This is a genomic window from Fictibacillus fluitans, from assembly GCF_030418125.1.
In the GTDB taxonomy this organism is placed as follows: domain Bacteria; phylum Bacillota; class Bacilli; order Bacillales; family Fictibacillaceae; genus Fictibacillus_C; species Fictibacillus_C fluitans.
The window spans coordinates 1-23,097 of sequence record NZ_JAUHTR010000004.1; the positions used below are offsets into that span (position 1 = coordinate 1).

The 23,097-nt window shown below is 46.2% G+C and carries 23 protein-coding genes; 17 read left to right on the top strand and 6 right to left on the bottom strand.

Translation table 11 applies throughout. The features are described 5' to 3' along the window. Positions 1-26 precede the first annotated feature (26 nt). On the bottom strand, positions 27-413 hold the full coding sequence (locus QYB97_RS09225; RefSeq protein ID WP_301165708.1) for a nuclear transport factor 2 family protein: 387 nt from the start codon (positions 411-413) through the stop codon (positions 27-29). Positions 414-671: 258 nt separating this feature from the next. On the opposite strand from QYB97_RS09225, the gene rlmN reads away from it, so the two are divergent. Both rlmN and QYB97_RS09235 read left to right on the top strand, forming a co-directional pair. Further along, positions 672-1,739, top strand: a complete 1,068-nt coding sequence (rlmN, locus tag QYB97_RS09230; RefSeq protein WP_301165709.1) for a dual-specificity RNA methyltransferase RlmN — start codon at positions 672-674, stop codon at positions 1,737-1,739. Positions 1,740-1,882: 143 nt separating this feature from the next. After that, entirely contained in the window at positions 1,883-2,365 is a 483-nt protein-coding gene (locus QYB97_RS09235) for a hypothetical protein (RefSeq protein WP_301165710.1), read from the top strand. Between the two features lie 58 nt (positions 2,366-2,423). Here QYB97_RS09235 and QYB97_RS09240 read toward each other — a convergent pair whose 3' ends face one another. The 4 genes from QYB97_RS09240 to QYB97_RS09255 form a co-directional block, all read right to left on the bottom strand. Continuing rightward, positions 2,424-4,316 carry a PhoX family protein gene (locus QYB97_RS09240; protein WP_301165711.1) on the bottom strand — a complete coding sequence of 631 codons (1,893 nt, stop codon included), beginning with the start codon at positions 4,314-4,316 and terminating at the stop codon, positions 2,424-2,426. Between the two features lie 123 nt (positions 4,317-4,439). After that, positions 4,440-6,095 carry a glycosyl hydrolase family 28-related protein gene (locus QYB97_RS09245; protein WP_301165712.1) on the bottom strand — a complete coding sequence of 552 codons (1,656 nt, stop codon included), beginning with the start codon at positions 6,093-6,095 and terminating at the stop codon, positions 4,440-4,442. 122 nt (positions 6,096-6,217) lie between these two features. Continuing rightward, a complete protein-coding gene (locus QYB97_RS09250) occupies positions 6,218-6,397 on the bottom strand; it encodes a small acid-soluble spore protein H (protein ID WP_301165713.1) in 180 nt (59 codons plus the stop codon). Positions 6,398-6,459: 62 nt separating this feature from the next. Next, positions 6,460-7,758 carry an NCS2 family permease gene (locus tag QYB97_RS09255; protein WP_301165714.1) on the bottom strand — a complete coding sequence of 433 codons (1,299 nt, stop codon included), beginning with the start codon at positions 7,756-7,758 and terminating at the stop codon, positions 6,460-6,462. Between the two features lie 388 nt (positions 7,759-8,146). Between QYB97_RS09255 and QYB97_RS09260 the strand changes: the two genes are divergently transcribed. The 7 genes from QYB97_RS09260 (at position 8,147) to QYB97_RS09290 (ending at position 13,354) form a co-directional block, all read left to right on the top strand. Next, positions 8,147-9,343 (top strand): ParM/StbA family protein, encoded by a 1,197-nt coding sequence (locus QYB97_RS09260; RefSeq protein WP_301165715.1) that lies wholly within the window; start codon positions 8,147-8,149, stop codon positions 9,341-9,343. A 29-nt stretch (positions 9,344-9,372) separates the two neighbouring features. Further along, positions 9,373-9,681 (top strand): hypothetical protein, encoded by a 309-nt coding sequence (locus tag QYB97_RS09265; RefSeq protein ID WP_301165716.1) that lies wholly within the window; start codon positions 9,373-9,375, stop codon positions 9,679-9,681. Positions 9,682-9,861: 180 nt separating this feature from the next. Next, entirely contained in the window at positions 9,862-10,206 is a 345-nt protein-coding gene (locus QYB97_RS09270; protein ID WP_301165717.1) for a lmo0954 family membrane protein, read from the top strand. Positions 10,207-10,225: 19 nt separating this feature from the next. Next, the gene (locus QYB97_RS09275; protein WP_301165718.1) at positions 10,226-10,870 is read left to right on the top strand and encodes a PspA/IM30 family protein; all 645 of its coding nucleotides are present in this window, start codon (positions 10,226-10,228) and stop codon (positions 10,868-10,870) included. A gap of 87 nt (positions 10,871-10,957) precedes the next feature. Next, a complete protein-coding gene (gene liaF, locus QYB97_RS09280; RefSeq protein WP_301165719.1) occupies positions 10,958-11,689 on the top strand; it encodes a cell wall-active antibiotics response protein LiaF in 732 nt (243 codons plus the stop codon). After that, positions 11,686-12,729, top strand: coding sequence for a sensor histidine kinase (locus tag QYB97_RS09285; protein ID WP_301165720.1), 1,044 nt, complete (start codon positions 11,686-11,688; stop codon positions 12,727-12,729). The genes liaF and QYB97_RS09285 overlap by 4 nt, the downstream gene beginning before the upstream one ends. Continuing rightward, positions 12,722-13,354 (top strand): response regulator transcription factor, encoded by a 633-nt coding sequence (locus QYB97_RS09290; RefSeq protein ID WP_301165721.1) that lies wholly within the window; start codon positions 12,722-12,724, stop codon positions 13,352-13,354. Before QYB97_RS09285 ends, QYB97_RS09290 begins: the two co-directional genes overlap by 8 nt. A 10-nt stretch (positions 13,355-13,364) precedes the next feature. Here the strand turns inward: QYB97_RS09290 and QYB97_RS09295 are convergent, their stop codons facing one another. Further along, entirely contained in the window at positions 13,365-13,601 is a 237-nt protein-coding gene (locus QYB97_RS09295) for a hypothetical protein (RefSeq protein WP_301165722.1), read from the bottom strand. A 281-nt stretch (positions 13,602-13,882) separates the two neighbouring features. Between QYB97_RS09295 and QYB97_RS09300 the strand changes: the two genes are divergently transcribed. The 8 genes from QYB97_RS09300 (at position 13,883) to qoxB (ending at position 23,094) form a co-directional block, all read left to right on the top strand. Beyond that, positions 13,883-15,076: a glycine C-acetyltransferase gene (locus tag QYB97_RS09300; protein ID WP_301165723.1), complete on the top strand. Its 1,194-nt coding sequence runs from the start codon at positions 13,883-13,885 to the stop codon at positions 15,074-15,076. 33 nt (positions 15,077-15,109) lie between these two features. Further along, positions 15,110-16,072, top strand: a complete 963-nt coding sequence (locus tag QYB97_RS09305; protein WP_301165972.1) for an L-threonine 3-dehydrogenase — start codon at positions 15,110-15,112, stop codon at positions 16,070-16,072. 61 nt (positions 16,073-16,133) lie between these two features. Beyond that, the gene (locus QYB97_RS09310) at positions 16,134-17,339 is read left to right on the top strand and encodes a DEAD/DEAH box helicase (RefSeq protein ID WP_301165724.1); all 1,206 of its coding nucleotides are present in this window, start codon (positions 16,134-16,136) and stop codon (positions 17,337-17,339) included. A 24-nt stretch (positions 17,340-17,363) separates the two neighbouring features. Beyond that, positions 17,364-18,038 (top strand): response regulator transcription factor, encoded by a 675-nt coding sequence (locus QYB97_RS09315; protein WP_301165725.1) that lies wholly within the window; start codon positions 17,364-17,366, stop codon positions 18,036-18,038. After that, positions 18,038-19,279, top strand: coding sequence for a sensor histidine kinase (locus QYB97_RS09320; RefSeq protein WP_301165726.1), 1,242 nt, complete (start codon positions 18,038-18,040; stop codon positions 19,277-19,279). Before QYB97_RS09315 ends, QYB97_RS09320 begins: the two co-directional genes overlap by 1 nt. A gap of 71 nt (positions 19,280-19,350) precedes the next feature. Next, on the top strand, positions 19,351-19,800 hold the full coding sequence (locus QYB97_RS09325) for a DUF2231 domain-containing protein (protein WP_301165727.1): 450 nt from the start codon (positions 19,351-19,353) through the stop codon (positions 19,798-19,800). A gap of 378 nt (positions 19,801-20,178) precedes the next feature. Then, complete coding sequence (gene qoxA, locus QYB97_RS09330) at positions 20,179-21,132, top strand: cytochrome aa3 quinol oxidase subunit II (RefSeq protein ID WP_301165728.1); 954 nt, start codon at positions 20,179-20,181, stop codon at positions 21,130-21,132. An 18-nt stretch (positions 21,133-21,150) separates the two neighbouring features. Beyond that, entirely contained in the window at positions 21,151-23,094 is a 1,944-nt protein-coding gene (gene qoxB / locus QYB97_RS09335; RefSeq protein WP_301165729.1) for a cytochrome aa3 quinol oxidase subunit I, read from the top strand. Positions 23,095-23,097: the final 3 nt, after the last annotated feature.

The following is a 23,097-nucleotide window of genomic DNA, read 5'->3' on the forward strand; positions in this document are numbered from 1 at the left end:
CAAGTTGTACAAGGGGTTTTTGGTTCTTACAATTCTTTATACGTTTGAAACAGTTCTGTGTTATCAGGAACGTTTTCCAAATAGATAATCTTGCCTTCGTTATTCAGTTTGGCGATGTCTTTACCGGTTTGGGTGTAAACCTTACCAGATGCTGTTTTTCCGCAAACTGCCCACCGGGTTTCATACTGATCGGTGTCCGCGGTTTTTTTCCATCCTTCAAACATATGCTTGATGTCACTGTTGGCTGCGAACACTCTTTCCATGAACAGCTTCCAGTTCCCAATCCCGCTTTTTTTATCTCCATTCAGGACAAATTCCATGTCCTCTGTGAATAAATGGTTCAATTCCTCCATTGCCTTCTGGCTTGTTCTGGATTGATCGAAAAGATCAAAATATCTATTTAAGTTTTCCATTTTTCATGCCTCTCTCTGCTTCATTGTTGTTAACTTGGTAAGCAATACTATCAAGGGATATTAAAGGCAATGAACGGAAAAGTAAAGCTGCGGGACTTATTCAAGCCGTTCCAGTTTATGGATAGACAGGGTTTGCCCATACTGGGAGTAGCGAAACTCCTCAATGCCTGTTATTGTATGTTAAGATAACAAGTGTTAATCAAGACTTTGTCTGTCCAGGTGACAGTTCAATATAGAATGTGAAGAGAGGGTAATAACATGATGAAGGAATCCATTTATGGATTAACATTCGAACAGCTTTCCGCCTGGCTGCTTGAGCGCGGCATCAAGCCGTTTCATGCGTCACAGGTGTGGGAGCAGTTATATCGAAAACGCGTGACTTCATTTGCGGAAATGTCCGGTGTAAAAGAAGAATGTGTGAAGCTTTTGGCTGAACGCTTTTCGTTTCAGACGATGCAGCAGCACGTCAAACAGGAATCAGAAGACGGAACGGTCAAATTCCTGTTTAAACTGCAGGACGGCAATTTGATCGAAACCGTGCTGATGAAGCATAAATACGGAATGTCGGTTTGCGTGACCACCCAGGTGGGCTGCAACATCGGCTGCAGCTTCTGTGCAAGCGGCCTGCTGAAGAAAAGCAGAGACCTTTCCAGCGGGGAAGTCGTCGAGCAGATCATGAATGTGCAGCTGCACCTTGATGAGCGCAACAAGGACGAGAGAGTAAGCCATATTGTGGTCATGGGCATTGGTGAGCCTTTTGACAACTTTGAAAATATGATCGACTTTATTAATGTGGTCATCGATCCTAAAGGACTTGCGATCGGTCCGCGCCATATTACGGTATCTACCAGCGGGCTGGCGAAAAAAATCCGCGAGTTTGCCGACACGGGTCTTAGTGTGAACCTTGCCTTGTCGCTGCACGCTCCAAACAACGAGCTGCGCACAAGGATCATGAAGATCAACAAGGCGATTCCGCTCGAGCCGTTAATGGAAGCCGTCGATTATTATATTAAAACCACCAACCGCCGCCTTACGATTGAGTACATTCTCCTGCGGGATGTGAATGACCATCAGAAAGAAGCAGAAGAACTGGCCGATCTGTTCCAGGATAAAAAACGGAAGGTATATGTGAACCTGATTCCATACAACCCGGTGGATGAGCATGGGCAATACCAGCGAAGTGAAACGACTTCTGTTCTCGCTTTTTACGATACGCTGAGAAAGCGCGGCATCAACTGCAAAATCCGCCAGGAGCACGGCACCGATATCGATGCGGCCTGCGGCCAGCTGCGAAGCAAGCAGATTAAGAAGGAAAAAGCACAATAAGAATGGTAAAGGCTGAACTTGGTTTCAGCCTTTTTTATATACCCGGCATCGTTCTGCAGGTTAACGGTTTCGCCGGAAAGGGTATAATAAACATCACATGAATTACATGAATTCGATAGGATTATGAATAAAGGAGTAATCGTATGATTCCCAGAACAATAGAAGAACTTGAAGAAATTCGCAAAGAGTGTAAAGCGCTGGTGAACAAGCGGGCAACCACTTCGGCGGCTGCAGCGATTGTACCCATTCCCGGCATGGACGTCGGGGCCGATATCACAATCATGATGGAGCTTCTTCCGACGATCAATGAAAAGTTCGGGCTGGCGCCCAATCAAATTGAGAAATTGGATGACACGCTGAAAGGCAAAGTGATCGTCATTCTGACTTCAATGGGAAGTGAGTTTGCCGGAAAGGTCATCTCGAAGAAAATGATCGGCCTTCTCCTAAAGAAGGCAGGGAAGAAAATTGCCGTGAAGCAGGTCTCAAAGTTTGTACCTTTAGTAGGACAGGCGGTGGCGGCCGGCATCAGCTTTGGAGCGATGAAGTACCTTGGCAACTCTCATGTGGAGGAATGCTATCAGGCCTGTAAAAAGATGATTGAGGAACAGCAGGTACCTGTCGGATAACAAAAAAACACCCCCTGTACACGGACGCATTAGTCCGGCGTGCAGGGGGTGTTTTTATTTATTTTTTAAGCTGACCGGAAGGAAGACCGGAGATATAGCCTACGCCTCCAGTTTCCTGAATCCCGATTCCCTTTTTCATCGCTTCTTCAAGTTTGGTCTTATCGACTGCCGTAATCTGCTTTCCATCCAGATCCTCTCCCGGATGCTGGAAGTTGCTGAGAACATAGCGTGATTTCTTTACGTTATCGACTGCACGTAAGCCAGTGGCTTCTGCTCCTGCAGGTACGGATAAGATTCTTGAAAGTTTCTTTGTTTTTACATTATACGCCCAAACAAAGTTATTGGTATGGTGCGCGCTGTCTTCACCAATGAACAGGGTATTCATGTCATCGGAAAAGCTCAGGTTATCCGGGTTGGCTACTTTATCCGGATTCGCTGTATTTCCATAAGCATCAGCCTTGGAATAATCTTCACCGGCCAACAGGCTTTTCATTCCAGAAGGCACATAGTTGCTGTCAATGTGTCCTTTTTTATGGTCTTTTTGCTGTGAATTCAAATCGAGTTCAAAGGTAACACCGGAATCAATTACTGGAAGCTGGATGTCATCCTGAACCCCATCGATTCCTTCTTTTTTCATACTGCCGTTTTCATAGGAGATGGCAATATAAGCTTTATTGTCTGCTTTATTCACTGCGATTCCTTCCATCTTGTTGAACTCAGAAGTTGCCCCAAGCAGTGCCCCGTATCTGCGGGATTCCAGGAAAGCTGCTGCCTTTTCCATGCCCGGCTTCACTTTCAGGTACTCCACTTTTTTGCTTGCTGCCGTCTTTACAGCTTTAAAGCCGGAAGCTGCCTTGTCTGACGTTTCAAAGATATCGCTGAATTTCGTGCCTTTATCGATGATTCTCTTCACTTCTTTATCGGTAGAGTGGCCAAGCTTGATCCACTGCAGATCTCCGGCTCCGCCGTTGGCAGCTGAAGTCTGCTTAAACTTTGCCGCATAAAGTGTACCTGCAGAGAAGTCGCGTTTTTTATCGGCAACATACATGAACATCATCGTATTTCCGCCGTCATCGCCGAAAAGTGCTGTCTTTTGGTCTGGAAGCACCTGCATGACTTCATGGGAGAACCGTCCGGTGCTGTAATGCTTTACAACCGATGTCTTGCCGTTTGGATGAACGGATATTTCCGGAATCCATCCATAAAAATAAGGATTGGCCTTGGATGCATCACCAAAATAGTTTTTTGCAAAGTTTGTGACATCACGGTAGGAAGAGGAAGAAGGGTCTTCAAATGCTCTTGCATCCGGTTCGTATTCTTCCGATCCAAGGTGTGTTCCCCATTCAGTAGTGGAGCCGTTGCATGGTGTCCATAGTCCGTTTACATTGGCAAAATCAATCTTCTTTGCATGATTTACGGTAAGCTTTCCGGTTTTCTTATCCCGGTCCACTTGTGTTAATGTCATGGATGCAGGCAGGCCGCTGATTTCTTTTCCGGAATTGTCGATGGAATCATATTCATAGTGAGAAATGATATAGTCTTTTCCTGCGATGGTAATGAAGCTGTTGGAATCGGGTGCATCAGAAATATAATAAGACGGCTTGTCCGGTACGCTACGGTCAATGATTGGGTTTCCTTTTGCGTCAATTGGAGTGCCCGCTGGTATTTTTTCGCCTTTGTTGTCTACAATTTTATCTTTTGATAAAAAGAGCTGGTTGTAGTCTAATGGTTTTTCTTCCACTTTGCCATTTGTATAAGTAATTTTTACTTTTGCGTCTGTATAGGTTTTTACCATGTTTTCGATGGTGCTGGGAGCTTTCATTGAAGTGAATTCAATGTTCTTGATTTGATTGTGATTTTGCTTGTCCTGCTGGTTATGTTCAGCGAAAGCGGGAATGGCGCTTGAAGCCATGATCGCTAATGATAATCCGAGAGTGATGCCTTTTTTCATAGTTATTTCCTCCCTAACGAGTCTGTTTCGTACCCATTAAACCATTCTAGTGTTAAGGGGATATGAAGAAAAAGCAGATTAGTGTTGCCTTATTGTAAATTAATCATGACAAATTACAGTTGGTCAGGTCTGATTGCCTACTGCAATCGGAGTCTTATAGCCCAGCGCGTGAAATTCAGAGATTTTGGGTTCCGACTGCCTGGCCACCAGCCCCTCTCTTCCCTTCTCGCAGACAGCCTGAACGTTACTGATTTTGATCTGCTGGATTCCCGGCCCGATATGCAGAGCGGTAGGCGCTGAATCTTGGATAGTCACGTTGCGGATTTCAACGGCATCCGAGCCATGGCCGCCGCCAAATACTTTTACGTCCTCGCCTGCCGTTTTAAAATCTTTAATGTTCAGTCCGTTCAGCATAATATTCCGCGAACGGTACTGAACGGCGATGACCGGCTCCCCGCGGTAATCGTAGTGAGGGTCGCCGACAACGACAAATTGATTAATCACCACATTCCGGTAGGCGGAAATGACCAGTGCCCTTGGAGTCGAATCCTTGTATAAAGGGGTCCTAATGGGAGCCACCGCTACAATTTTGGTTGCTTTAATGTTATAGGCGGTCATCGATTCGGTATCGGTTTCGATGTGATGGCCGATATGCCTGAAGTTATACGAGCGGTTGTCATGAATCGACAGGTGTCCGATGATTTGTGTGTTGCTGGCTGCCGCCGAATTATGATGGGCTTTAATTTCCACACCGCCGAAGCAGCGTGTCGTTGAATTGTTGACGAGCGTGACATTCCTGGAGCCATCATCAACCTCGATGCCGTTGGAGTTTGAAAACCCTTCCTTGTGCGCACGTCCGCTCGGATCGCACATATGGCAGTTGGAAATTAAAATATTGTCGCTGTGGTGGGTTGTTATTCCATCATCTCCAAAGCCGTATCCGTTCAGCTGATCGAGCCAGATATAGCGGCTGCTTCTTCTCGCCCGCGTGCCGTCACCAAAATAGGTATAGACCGCTGAGGAGACATCAAAGCAGTGCAGGCCGGGATTGATGCCTTCGACGTCCTTCACCCATCCGTAGATGACGTGCGCAAAGGTGAGGCAGCTTGATTGGTTGTTCCCGGCAGCTGTCCGTTTTTTCGGACCTAACCTTTCGATATTCCAATCAAGACTCATGCCCTGGACCAGCACATGGTGGTTTCCTCTCCACCGGCCCGAATTGGTGACGAGCTGCCGGCTTCTGGGAGCGCGGTCATGAAGCTTGATGACGGTTGTTCCCTTGCCCGATCCGACCAGCATCGTCCATGAAGGAAGGCGGATGCCTCTTGTCACGAACACGCCTTCAGGCACAACAACCTTCACCTTTCCGTGGCCGATCGCTTTTTTGAACGCTTCGGTATCATCTGTCACCCCGTCCCCCGCTGCGCCAAATTCTTTAACGTTAACCTGCCGGGTGATCTCGTTTTGAAGTCTGGTGAACTCCTGGTCGAGCTTCTTTTTCCAGAAAGGAAAAATCGTTTCCTGTTCATCGGTCTCTACGATTGGCATGTCTTCAAGATGTTTGTGCCATGACGTTGACAGCAGAACCTTCGGAAAGCTGTGCAGCAGGCTTTTAAACGAAAATAACGATGAATGCAGCAGAGCAGGCAGCGGGTTCAGCTCCTGAAAAAGTGTATCTGTCTCTCCAATTAATTGTTTAAGGTCCTGTTTTTGGCTGAAAAAGGAGGCAATCAGCTCTTTATTTTCCAGTGGGTTATGATTCTTGTCTAATGTCAGCATGCATGCTTCACCTCAGCTTAAACGGTATAATTGATCCTGTACTTTCTATTCCCGTTTTTTTCTCCAAATGAATCTCCATTCCTTCAAAAGGCATAAGAAAACCCCTTCAGGGGAAGGGGTGATCAATGCTCGGTTAAGCTGCCAAGTGAAACCTGCTGTTCGTTTTCAGGCTGGTCAAGCGGATAAATGCGTGCGGTTTCTCCCTGTTCGTCGACATGCTGGATATACACCGGCATGCCATCGAAGGTCACATTTGCCATAACAGGAGAAGACGCAATTTCTTGTGCGCGTTGCTTGTTCATTAGAAAAACCTCCTTTTCCGTCCTTACTATGGACGGAGAGGAGGTTTCTTATACAAGATCACTTATTGCGCCAAAAAGATCAGCTGGTATAAAAAAAGGACGGCGAATACATACACAAGCGGATGTACTTCACGGACTTTACCTTTGGCAAATTTCATGATCGGGTAGGAAATGAACCCAAGGGCAATTCCGTTGGCGATGCTGGATGTCAGCGGCATGCTGACGATAACGAGAAAGGCCGGGAAGGCTTCATCGAAGTCATTCCAGTCAATTTCCGATATACTTTTAATCATAAAGCTGCCGACAATGATTAAGCTTGGTGCGGTAATGGCTGGAACAGCAGAAACGGCGCTGACGAGCGGTCCGAAAAAGGCGGCGACCAAAAACAGGATGACGACGGTTACTCCGGTTAAGCCTGTTTTTCCGCCGGTACCGACTCCGGCCGAAGATTCTACTGTTGCTGCAGTCGGGCTGGTTCCGAACATGGCGCCAACCGCTGTGCCGATTGAATCTGAAAAGAAGGCACTGCCTGCGCGGTCAAGCTTGCCGTTCTTCAGCAAACCTGCCTGGCGTACGATCCCGAGAAGGGCGCCGGTTGTATCAAAAAGCATAACAAGCAGGAATGAAAACACAACGCTGTACAACCCGTAATGGATGACGTCGGCCACTGACTGGATAGGGTTGTAGACGAGCACACCTTCGGGAAGGTGTGGCATGGCAAGTACCCCTTTATCAAAATTTAACCGTCCTGTGAAAAAGGCGATGATGCCTGTAATGATCATTCCAATAAAAAGGGCACCCTGCACGTTGAGTGTCATTAGCGTAATAGTGATAACGATTCCGATTAAGGTAAGCGCCACTTTCGGAGAGCTGAAATCCCCAAGCGTTACGAGATTGGTCGGGTGATCGGCGACAATGCCGGACAGGCGCAGTCCGATAAAGGTGATGAACAGCCCGATGCCGGCTGCAATCGCATGCTTCAAATTGGCAGGTATGGCATTGATCAGCTTGGCCCGGAAGGATGTCAGGGATAAGATCAGAAAAATGATGCCTGTGATAAAAACCGCCGAAAATCCAACAGCGTATGAAATGTTATGGCTGCTGATGACCGAGTAGGCAAAATAAGCGTTCAGCCCCATGGACGGACCAATGATAATCGGGTAGTTTGCGAAAAATGCCATGCACAGCGTTCCCACGACCGTAGCGATAATGGTAGCAGTAAAGCCCTGTTCGAACGGCACGCCCGCATCTTTTAAAATCATTGGATTGACAACGATAATATAGGCCAAGGTTAAAAAGGTGGTAATACCAGCCAGGAATTCCGTTCGTACGGTGGTATTCCGTTCCTTAAGTTTAAACATACTGACACTCCTAACTTCAATTTCATTCTATTTAAAAGGTGCCACTAACTACTAGAGTTCTCCATTACTGGCCCAAGGTAAACCTAAAAAAATACTTTACCATAAATAAGGGGCAAATGGAGGGTGGAAGTTTTTCCAAGAAAACATTCAGAAACTTCTGAGCGAGGTATTTCTTTAAAATAGAAGGTGTTACTCTAAAATTGTCAAATATTATTAGGTAGAGGAGTGTCGGAATCTATTCAAATCGTTCGAAGTTCTATATAGTAGAACTTCAGCCACTATTTTGCAGAAGACTCTTCTTTAACAGCATACATATTTAACCGTATGGCTGAGTAATACCTTGTGCCACCAGGTAGTTTTAGATAAAATATTAGGAGGAATAGATACTATGCAATATCAATTTTTAGTAGGTAACGACAACGGAAACAGCGAGCATGATATTTACATTGACGGACGTTTGTTTCAACAGCCGAACGTTAACTGCGCAGTGGACCAGCTGCCTTGGAGCGAAGAACAGGCTCCTGAAACACTCGTACGCAACCTTCAGGAGAACCTGATTGTAACTATTGATTCCCCTGCTGCACGTGCGGGTATGTACTATGTAGGCAAGTTCGCTCTTGAGAGCGGTGAGTTGATTGAAAACATCCAGGTGGGTGTGGACTACAAATACGAGATTGACCTTCCAATCGTCAACACGCTTGCACAAATTGCAGCTGTAGCGGTTCAAAAAGGATTTGCAGAAGAAAAGAAACTGCCTGCATCGATTGACGTATCGGTCGATATGGCAACTGCGCTTCCAATTACACAGCATTCCGACGAATCTGCAGCTAAGTTTGAAAAGCGCTTCATGAATGGCCCGCACCACGTAACCGTTCATGTCGGCAAACAGCGTGTGGCTGTAAAAGTAGAATTCGAGTTCGTAAAAGTTATTCCTGAAGCAACTCCGGTAACATTCTCTCTTCAAAAGGATGCAGATGGCAACTGGAGAAAAGGCGATATTTTTGACGCGTTTATTGAAGAAAATGATCTTCCGAAAAACTTTAACGGAAGCTTCTTTAAAAACAAACGAATCCTTCACACTGATATTGGCGACGGTTCTACCGAGTACCCAATTACAGAAGGAAACAAATTTTTGCGCCAGTTCGTGCACGGTACCAACCATGGTGCAGGGTATGCGATCGAGGAAGCACTCAGCGAGTTTAACCGCCTGATCCACCTTCCGGACAGCCCGCGTCAGTTCTTCAGTGACGTTATCAAAAACCCGAACCACAAATATCATGCGCGTGCGATGAACACGTTGAAAAGACCGCTTGAAGGACAAGCTCGTCAGATCATCAACAATATCCGCAAGCAGTTGACAAAGGCAAGAAACGAGATCGATTTGATCTGCGTATACGGCGGCGGAAGCATTCTTATGCAGCCAATCCTTGCTCCCATGCTGAAGGAACTTTGCGAAGAGCGTGAAATCCAGCTTCTTTACATCCCTGCAAAATATGCAGTGACAATGAATGCGAACGGACTGGATGCGTTTGTACGCGGCAAGATCTACGGTGCGATCAAAGACCGTGCGAAACAGCCGGTTTAAGTTTTAATTTTAAATGGTGAGGGGGTGTAATGATGAAGAAACAAAAAAAGCCAGGCGATAATATTTCATTAAAAACAAAAAAGAACGAAGCCCCCGCCATTATTGACTGGATCAACTCACAAACGAACCTGATGGATTCCATCCGCTATCTTGTCGAAAACGAAATCAATGCCAATGGTGTGCGAAACCTGCAGCAGCATGTTCCTGCCGACCGGGGCTTTGTCTCCGGGGATGAAGGACATGGTGTGGTGCAGGAGGATCGGAAGCACTCACCGGAATACGACAATGTCAACGATGAAGAAGAAATCGACGAGGACGATATCGAGTCCTGGACCTAATATGAATAATGAATAGTGAAAGCCGGCTTGGGAGATATGCTCCCGGGCCGGCTTTTTTTGTTGTTAATGAATACGGCACTTTAAAAATACGCCTCAGGTCTTAGCGGAAATATAGCTGGAGTACATTATACGAAAATACGGCAGAAGGTAAGCTAGAGTTAAGAAAGGAGGAAACAACAAATGAAAAAATTTGGTTTGTTTTTACTCGGAGGCATTGCAGCGGTTATCCTGCTGGCGAACCTCGGATCGATGATTGGCCTGGCGATTGGGCTGGTGATTCTATACTTTGCCGTCAAAGGATTTATGAAGGCGGAAACGACATCCAAGAAAGTAATCTGGGCCATTATCGGCATTTTCGCGGCATGCGCCGCCATATCCAATGTTCCCGCATTGCTGGGGATCGCAGCAGCATACGTCCTCTATGTAGTGTATAAGAAATGGAACGGCAAGAAACAGGATCCTGGCAAGGACAACGACCCATTTGTAAATTTTGAAAAACAATGGGCAGAAATGAACAGAAACTAACAAAGGGAGAGAAAAACAAATGAGTACATTATTTTCACGAATCAAAAATTCGATTGCAGCGGACTTTCATGAACTGCTGGATCAAAAGGAACAGAACAACCCAATTTCCTTGCTTAACCAATACCTGCGTCAATGCGAGCAGGAAACAGACCGTGTCAGAAAGCTTGTGGAACGCCAATATGTGCTGACTGAGGAATTTACAAAGGAATACAGGGAAGCAAAAGCGCAGGCAGAAAAACGAAAGCGGCAGGCGGATTTGGCTCTTCAAGCCGGTGAAAGTGAGCTGCACGAATTTGCAGCGGCTGAACAGCAGCAATACGAGGAGCGTGCAGTCCGGTTGGACCAGTCAAGAGAAGAAGCGACGCGCGAACTCCAAAATTTGGAGCAAAAGTTCGAGCAAATGAAGCATAAATTAAAGGATATGTATGTGAAACGCATGGAATTAATGGGCCGGGAAAATATTGCCCGGGCAAACCGCGGCATGAACAAGGTGCTCGATGCGAATGAAAGTGCAAAACCGGGACTGCGGTTTGATGAAATGGAGCGTTACCTTGAGCGTCTTGAGCATAAGGTCAATTCAGACTATCACCGCAACACGATGGAAGACCGTTTTGCGCAGCTTGAAAAACAATGGGAAAATAAAGAAAAACCTGCGAATTCCTAACATAAAAATGGTATTCTAAAAGGCGTAGAGCTCTACGCCTTTTAGAAATATTCAGGAGCAGGGGTTAGAGCGAGAAGGGGGTGCACCATGTTTAGCGGGAAAAAAACAGATTTAATCAGCTGGCTGCTGTTAATCGGTCTATTTCTACTTATTCTTGAACTTATTTTTCGCGGCGGCGAACTGATTTTCGTTTTTGCCGTTATGGCAGGCTGCATCTATGTTGGCGGAAAAAGAAGGACTCGGACATTCGGGAAGCTGCTCTACTGGGGCGGCTGGTTTGGAGCAGCAATAACTTTGCTGAATATGATGGCATTCAAGTTTGTGCTTGTTGCCATCCTCATTTATCTGCTCATCCAGGTGTACCAGAACAAAAAACGGCCGACAACCATTAAGCCGGAAATCAAAGAGCCGGAGTCCAGGCTGTCCGAGTCACTTTTTATAAAGAAGAACTTGTTTAAGAACGTTTTATACGGACCACAGCAAACCCCCGATCAGGTGTATGAGTGGGAAGATATCAATATCCAGTGCGGCATCGGTGACACGGTGATTGATCTCAGCAATACGGTCCTTCCAGAGGGCGAATCGGTGATCACAATTCGGAATATCATTGGCAATATCAAAATTCTTATTCCGTACGAAGTGGCGGTGAGCGTGCATCACTCCGTTCTGGCAGGGAACGCGACCATTTTTGATATTCATGAACCTAAAGTGTTTAATCAGCTTTTTTCCTACCATACGGATAATTACTATGAAGCGACTCAGCGGATTAAAATTATTACGACGGTTGCGGTTGGGGATTTAGAGGTGAAGCGGACATGAGTATGTTTATGCGCAGTGTGGTCATGTCCCTTGCCGTTGCTTTTGTCGTCATGCTGGTAATCTTCATTACTGTGTTTATGGCGTTTCCCCTGCCTGATGTGTCTTATTTATGGGAACAGCATCTGTTCAGCCTGCCGTTTATCGTAATTGTACCTGTCATCAGCCTGGTTATTGGCGGCTTTTTTGGTATGTTCCAGGGCATCACCGCACGCAGGCAGCTGAAGCAGGTGGAAGAAGGACTGCGGGAAATCGAGAACGGCAGGCCTGTATATCCTCCGGTGGTATCCGAAGGCACGGAGGTGGATGCGCTCTGGAAGCGGATGAAAAATGTTCAGCGCCATGCTGCCGAGCAGGCAAGGGCATCGCAGAAGCTTGCGAATGAAAAAGCGGAAGACCAGGAGAAAGTCATTCAGGAAATGATTTCACGAGAGCGGCACCGATTAGCGCGTGAGCTTCACGATTCCGTCAGCCAGCAGCTGTTTGCCGCCTCCATGCTGATGTCCGCAATCAATGAATCCACAGAGCCCGACGCTCCCGAAAACCGACAGCTCAATTTGGTGGAGCAGATGATTCATCAATCCCAGCTGGAGATGAGGGCCTTATTGCTTCATTTGCGACCCGCCGCTTTGAAAGGAAAGTCATTGCAGGAAGGCATTAAAGAGCTGCTCGATGAACTGGCTCAAAAGGTGCCGATTCACATACATGAAAAAATCGAAGACATGCGTTTGGATAAAGGGGTGGAAGACCACCTGTTCCGGATTTTGCAGGAGTCGGTTTCCAATACGTTAAGGCACGCCAAGGCCACTTCGCTGGAGATTCTGCTGATCGAGAGGGAAGGTTTGATTATTTTACGGGTGTCCGACAATGGCATAGGTTTTGCATTGGATGAAAATAAAGCAGGCTCGTACGGCTTGCAAAATATGCAGGAGCGCGCGCTGGAAATTGGCGGTACGTTAAAAGTGGTAAGCCTGCCTGACAAAGGGACCCGGCTGGAAGTGAAAGTACCTGTAATCTCGGTGGAGGAGGATCAAAATGATTAAAGTATTGTTTGCAGATGATCATGAAATGGTAAGGATCGGTATTTCATCCTACCTTTCGGCCCAGCAGGACCTGGATGTCGTCGGTGAAGCGGAGAATGGAAAGAAGGCGGTGGAGCTTGCTCTTGATCTGCGGCCGGATGTGATTCTGATGGACCTTGTCATGGATGAAATGGACGGCATCGAAGCAACGAAAAAGATTATCGAGCAATGGCCGGAAGCTAAGATCATCATTGTCACCAGTTTTCTGGATGATGAAAAAGTGTATCCTGCCATTGAGGCCGGTGCGGTAAGCTATATGCTGAAAACATCCAAAGCCAGCGAGATTGCAGATGCGGTTCGAAATACATATTATGGCCAGTCCGTTCTCGAACCCGAGGTGACCGGCAAAATGATGAACCGCATGCGGCAAAGGACTCAGCAGCACCCGCATGAGGAGCTCACCAGCCGCGAACTCGAAGTGCTTCTTCTCATGACGGAGGGCAAAACCAATCAGGAAATCGCCGACACCCTCTTCATCGCCCAAAAAACAGTCAAAGTCCACGTAAGCAACATCCTAAGCAAACTCGATGTCCAAGACCGCACCCAGGCCGTCATCTACGCCTTCAAACACAACCTTGTGAAATAAGGTTGCTAAATTAATGCTTTTGGAAGTAGGCATTTCTTTCAAAAATCTTCTTTGAAGAATTGATTGCAGTGGAAAGTGCGAGACTCCAGCAGGAAAAGCGGGACAGATGAGACAAGGATGGCGTTTCGCCGGTCTTCATGAACAAACACGAGGAATAGGCGATTACGCCAGCCACGCTCAGCGCCCGCCTGCGAAGGTAGGCGCTCGCGCCAGTAAAAGCGAGCGACTTGGAACGAAAATCAATCACTTACAAGAGCAACTTAGAGAAACCCACCGCCGAACATTCCCCACACGCCGGCGGCTTTTTTGCGTCCACCGATAAATCTCCCAGAAACGGGGAATAAAATAGTAGACAGAGAAGTGCAAATATTGTCCACATGATGTAAACAAAACAGAAATATGATAATATAATTTAAGAAGAAGATACTTATCACCACTAACTAAAACCTGAATTAAAGTGTTTTTCTCACACGTACATTTGTTCAGGCTCACATAACAATTTTTTTATCCATGAAAGGAGAGTAATGTATGTCAAGTCATGTACTGGACCAATTTTTACAGGAAAACCTTGGAGATTTAAAAGAAAAAGGGCTTTATAACGTGATTGATCCGCTTCAAAGTGCGAACGGACCGGTCATCAAGGTGGGCGGAAACGAACTGATCAACCTCTCTTCCAACAACTATCTTGGATTAGCGACGGATGAGCGCCTGAAGAAAGCTGCCAAAGAGGCCATTGACGAATTTGGTGTTGGTGCAGGAGCGGTGCGTACCATTAACGGAACCATGGAGCTTCATTTGAAGCTAGAGGAAAAGCTGGCGGAATTCAAGCATACCGAAGCCGCGATCGCTTATCAGTCCGGTTTCAACTGCAACATGGCTGCCATCTCTGCTGTCATGGATAAAAATGACGCCATTCTTTCTGATGAATTAAATCATGCCTCCATTATTGACGGCTGCCGGTTATCAAGAGCAAAAATCATCCGTGTGAACCACTCCGACATGGAAGATCTTCGTGCGAAAGCGAAGGAAGCCAAGGAGTCCGGATTATATAACAAAATCATGGTCATTACCGACGGTGTTTTCTCCATGGACGGAGATATTGCCAAACTTCCTGAAATCGTTGGAATTGCAGAAGAATTTGACCTGATTACGTATGTTGATGACGCCCACGGTTCGGGTGTGCTCGGCAAAGGTGCAGGAACGGTGAAGCACTTTGGGCTGTCCGACCGCGTAGATTTCCAGATCGGCACACTTTCAAAAGCAATTGGTGTTGTTGGTGGATATGTGGCCGGCAAGAAGGATTTGATCGACTGGCTCAAAGTAAGAAGCCGTCCATTCCTGTTCTCCACTTCCCTTACTCCGGGGGATGTGGCTGCTTGTACAAAAGCCATTGAAATCCTCACTGCAAGCACCGAGCTGCAGGAACGTCTCTGGGAAAACAGCAAGTACTTAAAACAGGGCCTTGAAAAGCTTGGCTTTGATATTGGAAACAGCGAAACACCCATTACACCTGTTATCGTTGGGGATGAAGTGAAGACGCAGGAGTTCAGTAAAAAGCTGAATGAAGAAGGCGTCTATGCTAAGTCTATTGTTTTTCCTACCGTACCAAGAGGAACCGGCCGGGTAAGAAATATGCCTACTGCCGCTCATACAAAGGAAATGCTCGACCAGGCTCTTGCGATTTATGAAAAAGTTGGCAAGCAGATGGGGATTATCTCCTGATCGTAAAAACGGCATAGATGTGGAGGATTTATGATGAAGAAGATACTGATTACTGGGGCGCTTGGCCAAATTGGTTCAGAGCTGGTCATGCATGCCCGTAACATATATGGAAATGACAATGTTATTGCTACAGATATTCGTAAAACTGACAGTGCAGTTGTTCATTCCGGACCATTTGAAGTGCTGGACGTAACTGATGCGCAAGCGATGGCAAACATTACGAAAAAACATGGCGCGGATACCGTCATCCACCTTGCAGCCCTGCTCTCAGCGACCGCAGAAGCCAAGCCTCTGCTGGCTTGGAACCTGAACATGGGAGGCCTGGTAAATGCACTTGAAGTGGCCAAAGAAATGAACTGCCAGTTTTTCACGCCTAGCTCCATTGGCGCTTTTGGCCCATCCACTCCGAAGGATCAGACGCCGCAGGATACCATTCAGCGTCCGACCACCATGTACGGTGTGAACAAAGTGGCCGGCGAGCTGCTTTGCGATTATTATTATCACAAATTTGGCCTGGATACGCGCGGCCTCCGTTTCCCGGGATTAATTTCGTATGTAACTCCTCCTGGAGGCGGAACAACGGATTATGCGGTTGAAATTTATTATGAAGCGGTTCGCAAAGGAAGCTATACGTCCTTTATTGATGCGGAAACTTACATGGATATGATGTATATGCCTGATGCCCTGAATGCGATTATCAACCTGATGGAAGCAGACCCTGCGAAGCTCGTTCACCGCAATTCGTTTAACGTGTCTGCCATGAGCGTGGAACCGGAACAAATTGCATCTTCCATTAAAAAACAAATGCCATCCTTTACAATGGATTATGATGTGGATCCGATCAGACAGGCGATCGCCGAAAGCTGGCCGAACCATATCGATTCATCTGCTGCTGCAAATGAATGGGGCTTTAAAACTGACTACAATTTAGATAAAATGACAGCAGACATGCTGACAAAGCTTACTGATAAGCTGAACAACAAAGTGGCAAATTAAATAGTAAAGTAAAAGGAAGCCTGAAGCGGCTTCCTTTTTTAGAACGGAAAGGAGTACATCGATGGCAGATTTTAAATCCATGCAGCTGCATCCGCTGCTTCTCGAGTCTTTAAGGAACCAGGGGATTCACCAGCCAACGCAGGTGCAGGAGCAGGTCATACCCCTACTGTTGGAGGGAGCGGATGTAATTGCCAAATCACAGACCGGTACAGGCAAAACCATGGCATTTGCCCTGCCGATCCTGCAGCGCATTGATCCGGAGCTAGAGAGTGTACAAGCGCTGATTGTGGCACCGACAAGAGAGCTGGCGATTCAGGTGGCTGAGGAAGTAAGGAAACTGAGTGAACCGCTGGGCATTGATGTGTTATCCGTTTATGGAGGCCAGGACGTAGTGGCGCAAATCCATAAGCTTGGCGGAAGCATTCAGATCATCATCGCCACTCCCGGCCGCCTTCTCGACCACGTCAGGAGGGGCACAGTGGATTTATCGGAAACCACCATGCTTGTTCTGGATGAAGCGGACCAGATGCTTCATATCGGATTCCTGGAGGACGTTGAGGAAATTATCAGCCAGACCTCAAACGAGCGGCAAACAATGCTTTTTTCCGCTACGATGCCTCCTGAGATCGTAAAACTGGCAGAAACCTATATGAAAGATCCGAAAGAGATTTCAATACGAAAACAAGAAATCACCGTGAAAGAAATTAGGCAGCGGGTAATCGAAACAACCGACCGCTCGAAGCAGGATGACCTGAAACAATTGCTGCGGATCCACCGGCCATATCTCGCGATCATTTTTTGCCGGACGAAACGAAGAGTAAGCAAATTGTATGAAGCCTTGCTGGATGCCGGGTTTAACGCGGATGAACTGCACGGCGACCTGTCCCAGGCGAAACGGGAAGCGGCCATGCAGCGGTTCCGGCAGGGAGAGACGCGTTTTCTTATTGCGACCGATGTGGCTGCACGGGGGCTGGATGTCGAGGGCGTTACCCACGTAATCAATTATGATATTCCCCAGGATGCGGAAAGCTATATCCACCGGATTGGGCGGACAGGACGTGCCGGAAGCAAGGGGCTGGCGATCACCCTGGTAGCACAGAAGGACAGAAAGTATCTGGAACTGATTGAAAAAGGAATCCATCAATCCATCCAAAAGCAAGTGTTGGAAAAGCCGGAGCGGAAGAAGGAAATCATCTCCTCAGAATCGAAAAAAAATCAGAACCCCCGGAAGTCTTACCGGTCAAGCGGAAAAAGGCCCCGGAGGTAATGATCCATATGGGAGTAATGATGAATGAAGGTTTTGTTGGCTGAAGATGACCGCCGTCTCGCACGTCTGGTCATAAAAATGCTTGAAGATGAGGGATATCGGGTCGAATGGTGTGAAGATGGGGAAACCGCTTTGTACCGCGGTCTTGAAGAACCCTTTGATATTATGATTTTAGATTGGATGCTTCCGGAAAAAGACGGAATTGCTGTCAGCCGTGAACTTCGGAATGAAGGCTATAATGGTGCCATTCTCATGCTTACGGCAAGAAACGAGGTGGATGATCTTGTTCTCGGCTTTGAATCCGGGGCAGACGATTACCTGGCAAAGCCTTTTGAGTTCAAAGAGCTGTTTGCCCGGCTGGCTGCTTTGGGCAGAAGGCGGACGCTTCCATATGAAGAAAGCTGGATGGAGATCGGAGATTTGCGCCTTGATATGCAACGGCGTGTGCTGATGCATAAAGATGAATCCATACAGCTGACGCCAAAAGAATTTCAGCTTCTGGAGCTGTTTGCCCGCCATAAAAACCAGGTGCTGACCAGAGAAGCGATTCTTCAATATGTTTGGGGAGCGGACAGTGACGTAACCATGAATACCCTTGAGGCGTTTATCAAGTTATTGAGAAAAAAGATGGATCCTTCCGGTGAGAAAAAATACATTCAGACCGTCAGGGGAGTCGGTTATCAAATGGTGAGAGACTAATGCTGCATCAATTGAGGCGGAAACTGACATGGAATTACAGCAGCTGGTTCTTTTTTACGCTGTTCATTGTCTTTGTACTGTTATATTTTCTGGTGAAAGGCATGATGTTTGAAACAGCCAGAGAGGACATTCAGGATATCCTGCATTATGAGCTGGGTAAATACAAGGGTTCAGAGACCGGTGAAAGTGCTGAAACATCGGAACCAGGTTCCCTCTATTATTCCGTTGTGGTAAAAAACGGCTCAACTGATTCTAAAGGGAAAGCGGATGAGGATTTTACCCGGCTGGTTCAAAGCCGTCCATGCTGTTCCAGCGAAGGCAAACTCGCAGATTTAAAGGAAAAACACGACCATGAGGAACAGCACATTATTTTTGCCAGTGCACGCCTGAATAAAACATCAGCATTATATGTTGGAAAAAACATCAGTGGAATCCATGAAAAGGTTGAACGCTGGTTCTTTATGCTTGCCCTGCTTGGGCTGGCGGTTTTTATTTTGTCAGTCATTATGGGCGAACGGCTGTCCAGAAAAGCGCTGAAGCCGGTGATTCAAAATATGGAGAGCCAGAAAAAATTTATTGCTGATGCTTCCCACGAACTCCGGACGCCCATCAGTATTTTTTCTGCATCACTTGAAGTGCTGGAAAAAGAGGAGAAAAGCAAGATGTCCTCCTTTTCCCGGGAAACCCTTGAGGAATTAAAGGATGAGGTCCGGCAAATGAAAACCCTGGTATCTCACCTCCTGACCCTGGCCAAAGAGCAGGAGCCGCAGGGAATCCATAGAGAATCCTTTTCGATAAATGAACTTGCAAGAAAGACGGCCCGGCAATTTGAGCAGCTTTCCCATAACCCAAGAACCATCAAAGTGATTGCGCCATCCAACGACCTTATGGTTAAAGCCGACAGAGGAAGAATCAAAGAGCTGCTTCAGCTATTGCTGGATAACGCCATTAAATATTCTGAGGCAAGTTCTCCTGTTGAAATCAGGCTGAAAACGCAGGGGAAAAGTATGCTTGTAATTGAAATAAAGGATGAAGGGGAGGGCATTCCTCCGGCAGATTTGCCTTTCCTGTTTGACCGCTTTTATCGTGTGGAAAAGGGGAGGTCACGCCATCAGGGCGGTGCTGGTCTTGGTTTATCCATTGCTAAGGAAATCACCGATCAGTATGCGGGCAGCATAGATGCTGAAAGCCAACCCGGCAAGGGCACAACCTTCAGAGTCAAGCTGCCCATTCTTGCATAGCTTACGTTTTTCAGTTTAATTTCAGTTTCTTTGTGTATCTTAAGGAAAACACAAGGGAGCTGAAATTTTCTATGCTATCTACCCCACTTCATCCAGTATTGGTTCACTTTCCGATTGCATTGCTTATCATTGGTGTAATTGTGCAGATTATCGCCATTTGGAGAAAACCGTTTTTTGATCAGCTGGCATTATTCCTTTTCTCATCCGGCTTTTTGACAGGGATCCTCGCTTATGTGTCAGGTGACGGAGCGGAACACTTTTTAAGAGACCAAGTTGGCCACAGTATTGAGAGCTCGGTTCATATTCATGAGACCTATGCACTCGTCACACTTTTTATTTTTGGAGCTGTGGTTCTCCTGAAGCTGCTCCACAGGTTTGGATTTACTAAGCCACTTTTGCCGCTGGTGCTTGTTCTTTCATTAGCCGGTGCCGTTACATTGTCCCTTACTGGGCATTATGGCGGAAAAATGGTCTACCATCCCGAGTCGATCAGTCCTGAAACCCCACAAGGGAATAAATAGGCAATATTCGGTAAAAAATAAGTGTAAGAATGGAAATACTTAAGTGTTGAAATTATCTTAAGGAAATGGTTTAATATGAAACGCAGAGGGAAATATCATGGTTAGAACTTAAAAGAGTCGCCGCAGACGGCGACTTTTTCTTTTCTTGCGCATGGAAAAAATTCGGAAATGGAAGCGTAAGAAGGAAATTCCAGAAATATGAACATTCTTTGAAAAATATGTGATGAACTCGTGAAATTTAGTTGAAGAACTTATGACAGTTTATAAAAGGGTATCTATTTTTGGCGGAAATTTGGTATTATGTGAACAAAAGCACAATGTTATTTATTTTACAGTGAGAAATCTCACACGATGTTTAAAGGAAGGAAGGTGGGCCTAGTGTTTAAGCGGTTTAAACCGTTTTTTGCGTTGGGACTTTTGCTGTCCGTTTTCTTCTTGGGCGGATGCAGTAATTATATAGTTCTTGATCCTAAAGGGCCTGTTGCTGCGCAACAGAAGGATCTTATTCTTTACTCTATTGGCTTTATGGCACTTATTTGTGTAGTGGTATACGTCTTATTCACAGTCATCGTTATTAAATACCGCGACCGAAAGAACGACGATAACTATGAGCCGGATCAGCATGGAAGCAAAAAGCTTGAAATCATCTGGACAGTTATCCCTATTTTGATTATCATCGCCCTTGCCATTCCGACGGTAAAGACGATTTATGATGTCGAGAAGGTGCCGGTATCTGCTTCCGGTCAAAAGAAAGAACCTCTTGTCATTAATGCTACGGCAGTAAACTGGAAATGGATCTTCTCCTATCCGGAGCAGGGTATTGAAACGGTCAACTACATCAATATTCCTAAAGACCGTCCAGTACAGTTTAGATTGACCTCTGCAGATTCAATGTCTTCATTCTGGGTACCGGAACTCGGAGGACAGAAATATGCCATGGCCGGCATGGAAACAAAATTATACTTGCAAGCCGACCATACCGGAACATTCTCCGGAAGAAACTCCAACTTTAATGGTGAAGGATTTGCTCACCAGATTTTTGATGTGCATTCCGTTACTCAAAGCGAGTTCGACAAGTGGGCGAAGGATACAAAGAGCAAGGCGCCTAAGTTGTCTAAAAAGCAATATGATCAATTAATGATTCAAGGCGAAGCGAAAAAAATGACATTCTCGTCAACACACTTAAAATGGGTAGATCATGCTAAAGAAGCAGACTATGCAGTGAAGACTCGTGAGCGTCTGGGCGAGGTTCCGCAAAATCCGCATGGATCCAAACAGAAAGATGCGAACAAACCGGAATCCGACACTCATGGAGAATCTCATTCCCATTAATAGAGGAGGCACTAAATTATGAAATGGGATGAATTTTTTGTTACGGGGGACCCGCTGATTTACGGTGCGGACGTCTCTATCGGTTTAACAGTTATCGGAATCCTATTCTATTTAACATATTTTAAAAAATGGCAGTGGCTATGGACTGAATGGCTCACTACCGTTGACCATAAGAAATTGGGTATCATGTACATTGCATCCGCAGTACTCATGCTGTTCCGCGGCGGGGTCGATGCTTTGCTCATGCGTGTGCAGCTTGCCACACCTGATTCCAAGTTTCTCGATTCACAGCACTATAACGAAATATTTACCACACACGGTACCATCATGATCATCTTCATGGCGATGCCATTCTTGATTGGACTTATCAACGTCGTTATTCCGCTTCAAATCGGAGCACGCGACGTAGCATTCCCATATTTGAATGCCGTCAGCTTCTGGACATTCTTTATTGGTGCGATGCTCTTCAACGTTTCCTTCGTAATCGGGGGATCACCATCTGCAGGCTGGACCAGTTATATGCCGCTTGCCGGTAATGAATTGAGTCCTGGTCCTGGGCAGAACTACTATTTGCTCGGATTGCAGATAGCCGGGATTGGTACCCTGCTAACGGGTATTAACTTCCTTGTTACCATTCTTAAAATGCGTGCACCTGGTATGACATTGTTCAGAATGCCGGTATTTACCTGGTCAGCATTGATTACTATGATTATCATCGTGTTTGCGTTCCCGATCCTTACAGTAGCGCTTGCACTTATGACATTTGACCGTTTATTCGGTGCCCATTTCTTCACCCTTCAAGGGGCTGGAATGGATATGCTTTGGGCGAACCTTTTCTGGTTATGGGGCCATCCGGAAGTATACATTGTTGTTCTTCCTGCTTTTGGTATGTTCTCAGAAATTATCAGTACGTTCTCCCGCAAAACGATTTTTGGTTACAAAGCTATGATTTGGGCCATGATTATCATCGCCGGGTACAGCTTCATGGTTTGGGTCCATCACTTCTTCACAATGGGTTCAGGAGAGCTTGTTAACTCAGTATTCTCCATCACAACCATGATCATCGGTATACCAACCGGTATCAAGATATTCAACTGGCTGTTTACGATGTACAAAGGTAAGATTTCCTTTACGACACCGATGCTCTGGTCACTCGGCTTTATCGTGAACTTTGTCATTGGTGGGGTTACAGGTGTCATGCTTGCGATGGCTGCGGCAGACTATCAGTACCATAATACGTACTTCCTGGTTGCCCACTTCCACTATGTATTGATCGCAGGAACCGTGTTCGCATGTTTCGCGGGGCTGATCTTCTGGTTCCCGAAAATGTTTGGCTACAAGCTGAACGAGCGTATCGGAAAATGGGTATTCTGGGTATTCAATATCGGATTCAACGTATGTTTCATCCCTCAGTTTATTCTTGGTCTTGATGGAATGCCGCGTCGTGTTTACACATACAGCGCTGCATCAGGCTGGGGTAACCTGAACATGCTTTCCACTGTTGGTGGATTCTTGATGGGTGTTGCATTCTTGATTCTTGTTTATAACTTTTACTTCAGCTTCCGTTATTCGGAGCGAGAAAATACTGGCGACTCTTGGGGTCTTGGACGTACGCTTGAATGGTCAACCACTTCAGCCGTACCGCCGCATTACAACTTTGCCATTACTCCAACTGTAAAATCCTTTGATCCATTGATCCAGATGAAACGGGACAATGTAGATCTTAAACCGAAGATTAAGGATATCAAAAAGATCCACATGCCTGATAATTCAGGAGTTCCATTCTTCATGTCTGCTTTCTTCTTTATTGCAGGTTTCGGTTTAGTGTTTGAATGGTTCTGGATGGGTATTGTTGGTTTGATCGGTGTGTTTATTACATTGATCATCCGTTCATTCGATCCAAACGAAGGATATTATGTAAGTGAAGAAGAAATAAAAGAAACTGAACGGTTAACCGTTTAAAGG

Bases quoted from the DNA above. Each gene is read 5' to 3' on its own strand.
- QYB97_RS09225 (WP_301165708.1), bottom strand. From the start codon at position 413: ATGGAAAACTTAAATAGATATTTTGATCTTTTCGATCAATCCAGAACA.
- QYB97_RS09250 (WP_301165713.1), bottom strand. From the start codon at position 6,397: ATGAACAAGCAACGCGCACAAGAAATTGCGTCTTCTCCTGTTATGGCA.
- rlmN (WP_301165709.1), top strand. From the start codon at position 672: ATGATGAAGGAATCCATTTATGGATTAACATTCGAACAGCTTTCCGCC.
- QYB97_RS09310 (WP_301165724.1), top strand. From the start codon at position 16,134: ATGGCAGATTTTAAATCCATGCAGCTGCATCCGCTGCTTCTCGAGTCT.
- QYB97_RS09260 (WP_301165715.1), top strand. From the start codon at position 8,147: ATGCAATATCAATTTTTAGTAGGTAACGACAACGGAAACAGCGAGCAT.
- QYB97_RS09235 (WP_301165710.1), top strand. From the start codon at position 1,883: ATGATTCCCAGAACAATAGAAGAACTTGAAGAAATTCGCAAAGAGTGT.
- QYB97_RS09315 (WP_301165725.1), top strand. From the start codon at position 17,364: ATGAAGGTTTTGTTGGCTGAAGATGACCGCCGTCTCGCACGTCTGGTC.
- qoxB (WP_301165729.1), top strand. From the start codon at position 21,151: ATGAAATGGGATGAATTTTTTGTTACGGGGGACCCGCTGATTTACGGT.
- QYB97_RS09245 (WP_301165712.1), bottom strand. From the start codon at position 6,095: ATGCTGACATTAGACAAGAATCATAACCCACTGGAAAATAAAGAGCTG.
- QYB97_RS09270 (WP_301165717.1), top strand. From the start codon at position 9,862: ATGAAAAAATTTGGTTTGTTTTTACTCGGAGGCATTGCAGCGGTTATC.
- QYB97_RS09290 (WP_301165721.1), top strand. From the start codon at position 12,722: ATGATTAAAGTATTGTTTGCAGATGATCATGAAATGGTAAGGATCGGT.
- liaF (WP_301165719.1), top strand. From the start codon at position 10,958: ATGTTTAGCGGGAAAAAAACAGATTTAATCAGCTGGCTGCTGTTAATC.
- QYB97_RS09305 (WP_301165972.1), top strand. From the start codon at position 15,110: ATGAAGAAGATACTGATTACTGGGGCGCTTGGCCAAATTGGTTCAGAG.
- QYB97_RS09275 (WP_301165718.1), top strand. From the start codon at position 10,226: ATGAGTACATTATTTTCACGAATCAAAAATTCGATTGCAGCGGACTTT.
- QYB97_RS09240 (WP_301165711.1), bottom strand. From the start codon at position 4,316: ATGAAAAAAGGCATCACTCTCGGATTATCATTAGCGATCATGGCTTCA.
- QYB97_RS09255 (WP_301165714.1), bottom strand. From the start codon at position 7,758: ATGTTTAAACTTAAGGAACGGAATACCACCGTACGAACGGAATTCCTG.
- QYB97_RS09320 (WP_301165726.1), top strand. From the start codon at position 18,038: ATGCTGCATCAATTGAGGCGGAAACTGACATGGAATTACAGCAGCTGG.
- QYB97_RS09325 (WP_301165727.1), top strand. From the start codon at position 19,351: ATGCTATCTACCCCACTTCATCCAGTATTGGTTCACTTTCCGATTGCA.
- QYB97_RS09285 (WP_301165720.1), top strand. From the start codon at position 11,686: ATGAGTATGTTTATGCGCAGTGTGGTCATGTCCCTTGCCGTTGCTTTT.
- QYB97_RS09300 (WP_301165723.1), top strand. From the start codon at position 13,883: ATGTCAAGTCATGTACTGGACCAATTTTTACAGGAAAACCTTGGAGAT.
- QYB97_RS09265 (WP_301165716.1), top strand. From the start codon at position 9,373: ATGATGAAGAAACAAAAAAAGCCAGGCGATAATATTTCATTAAAAACA.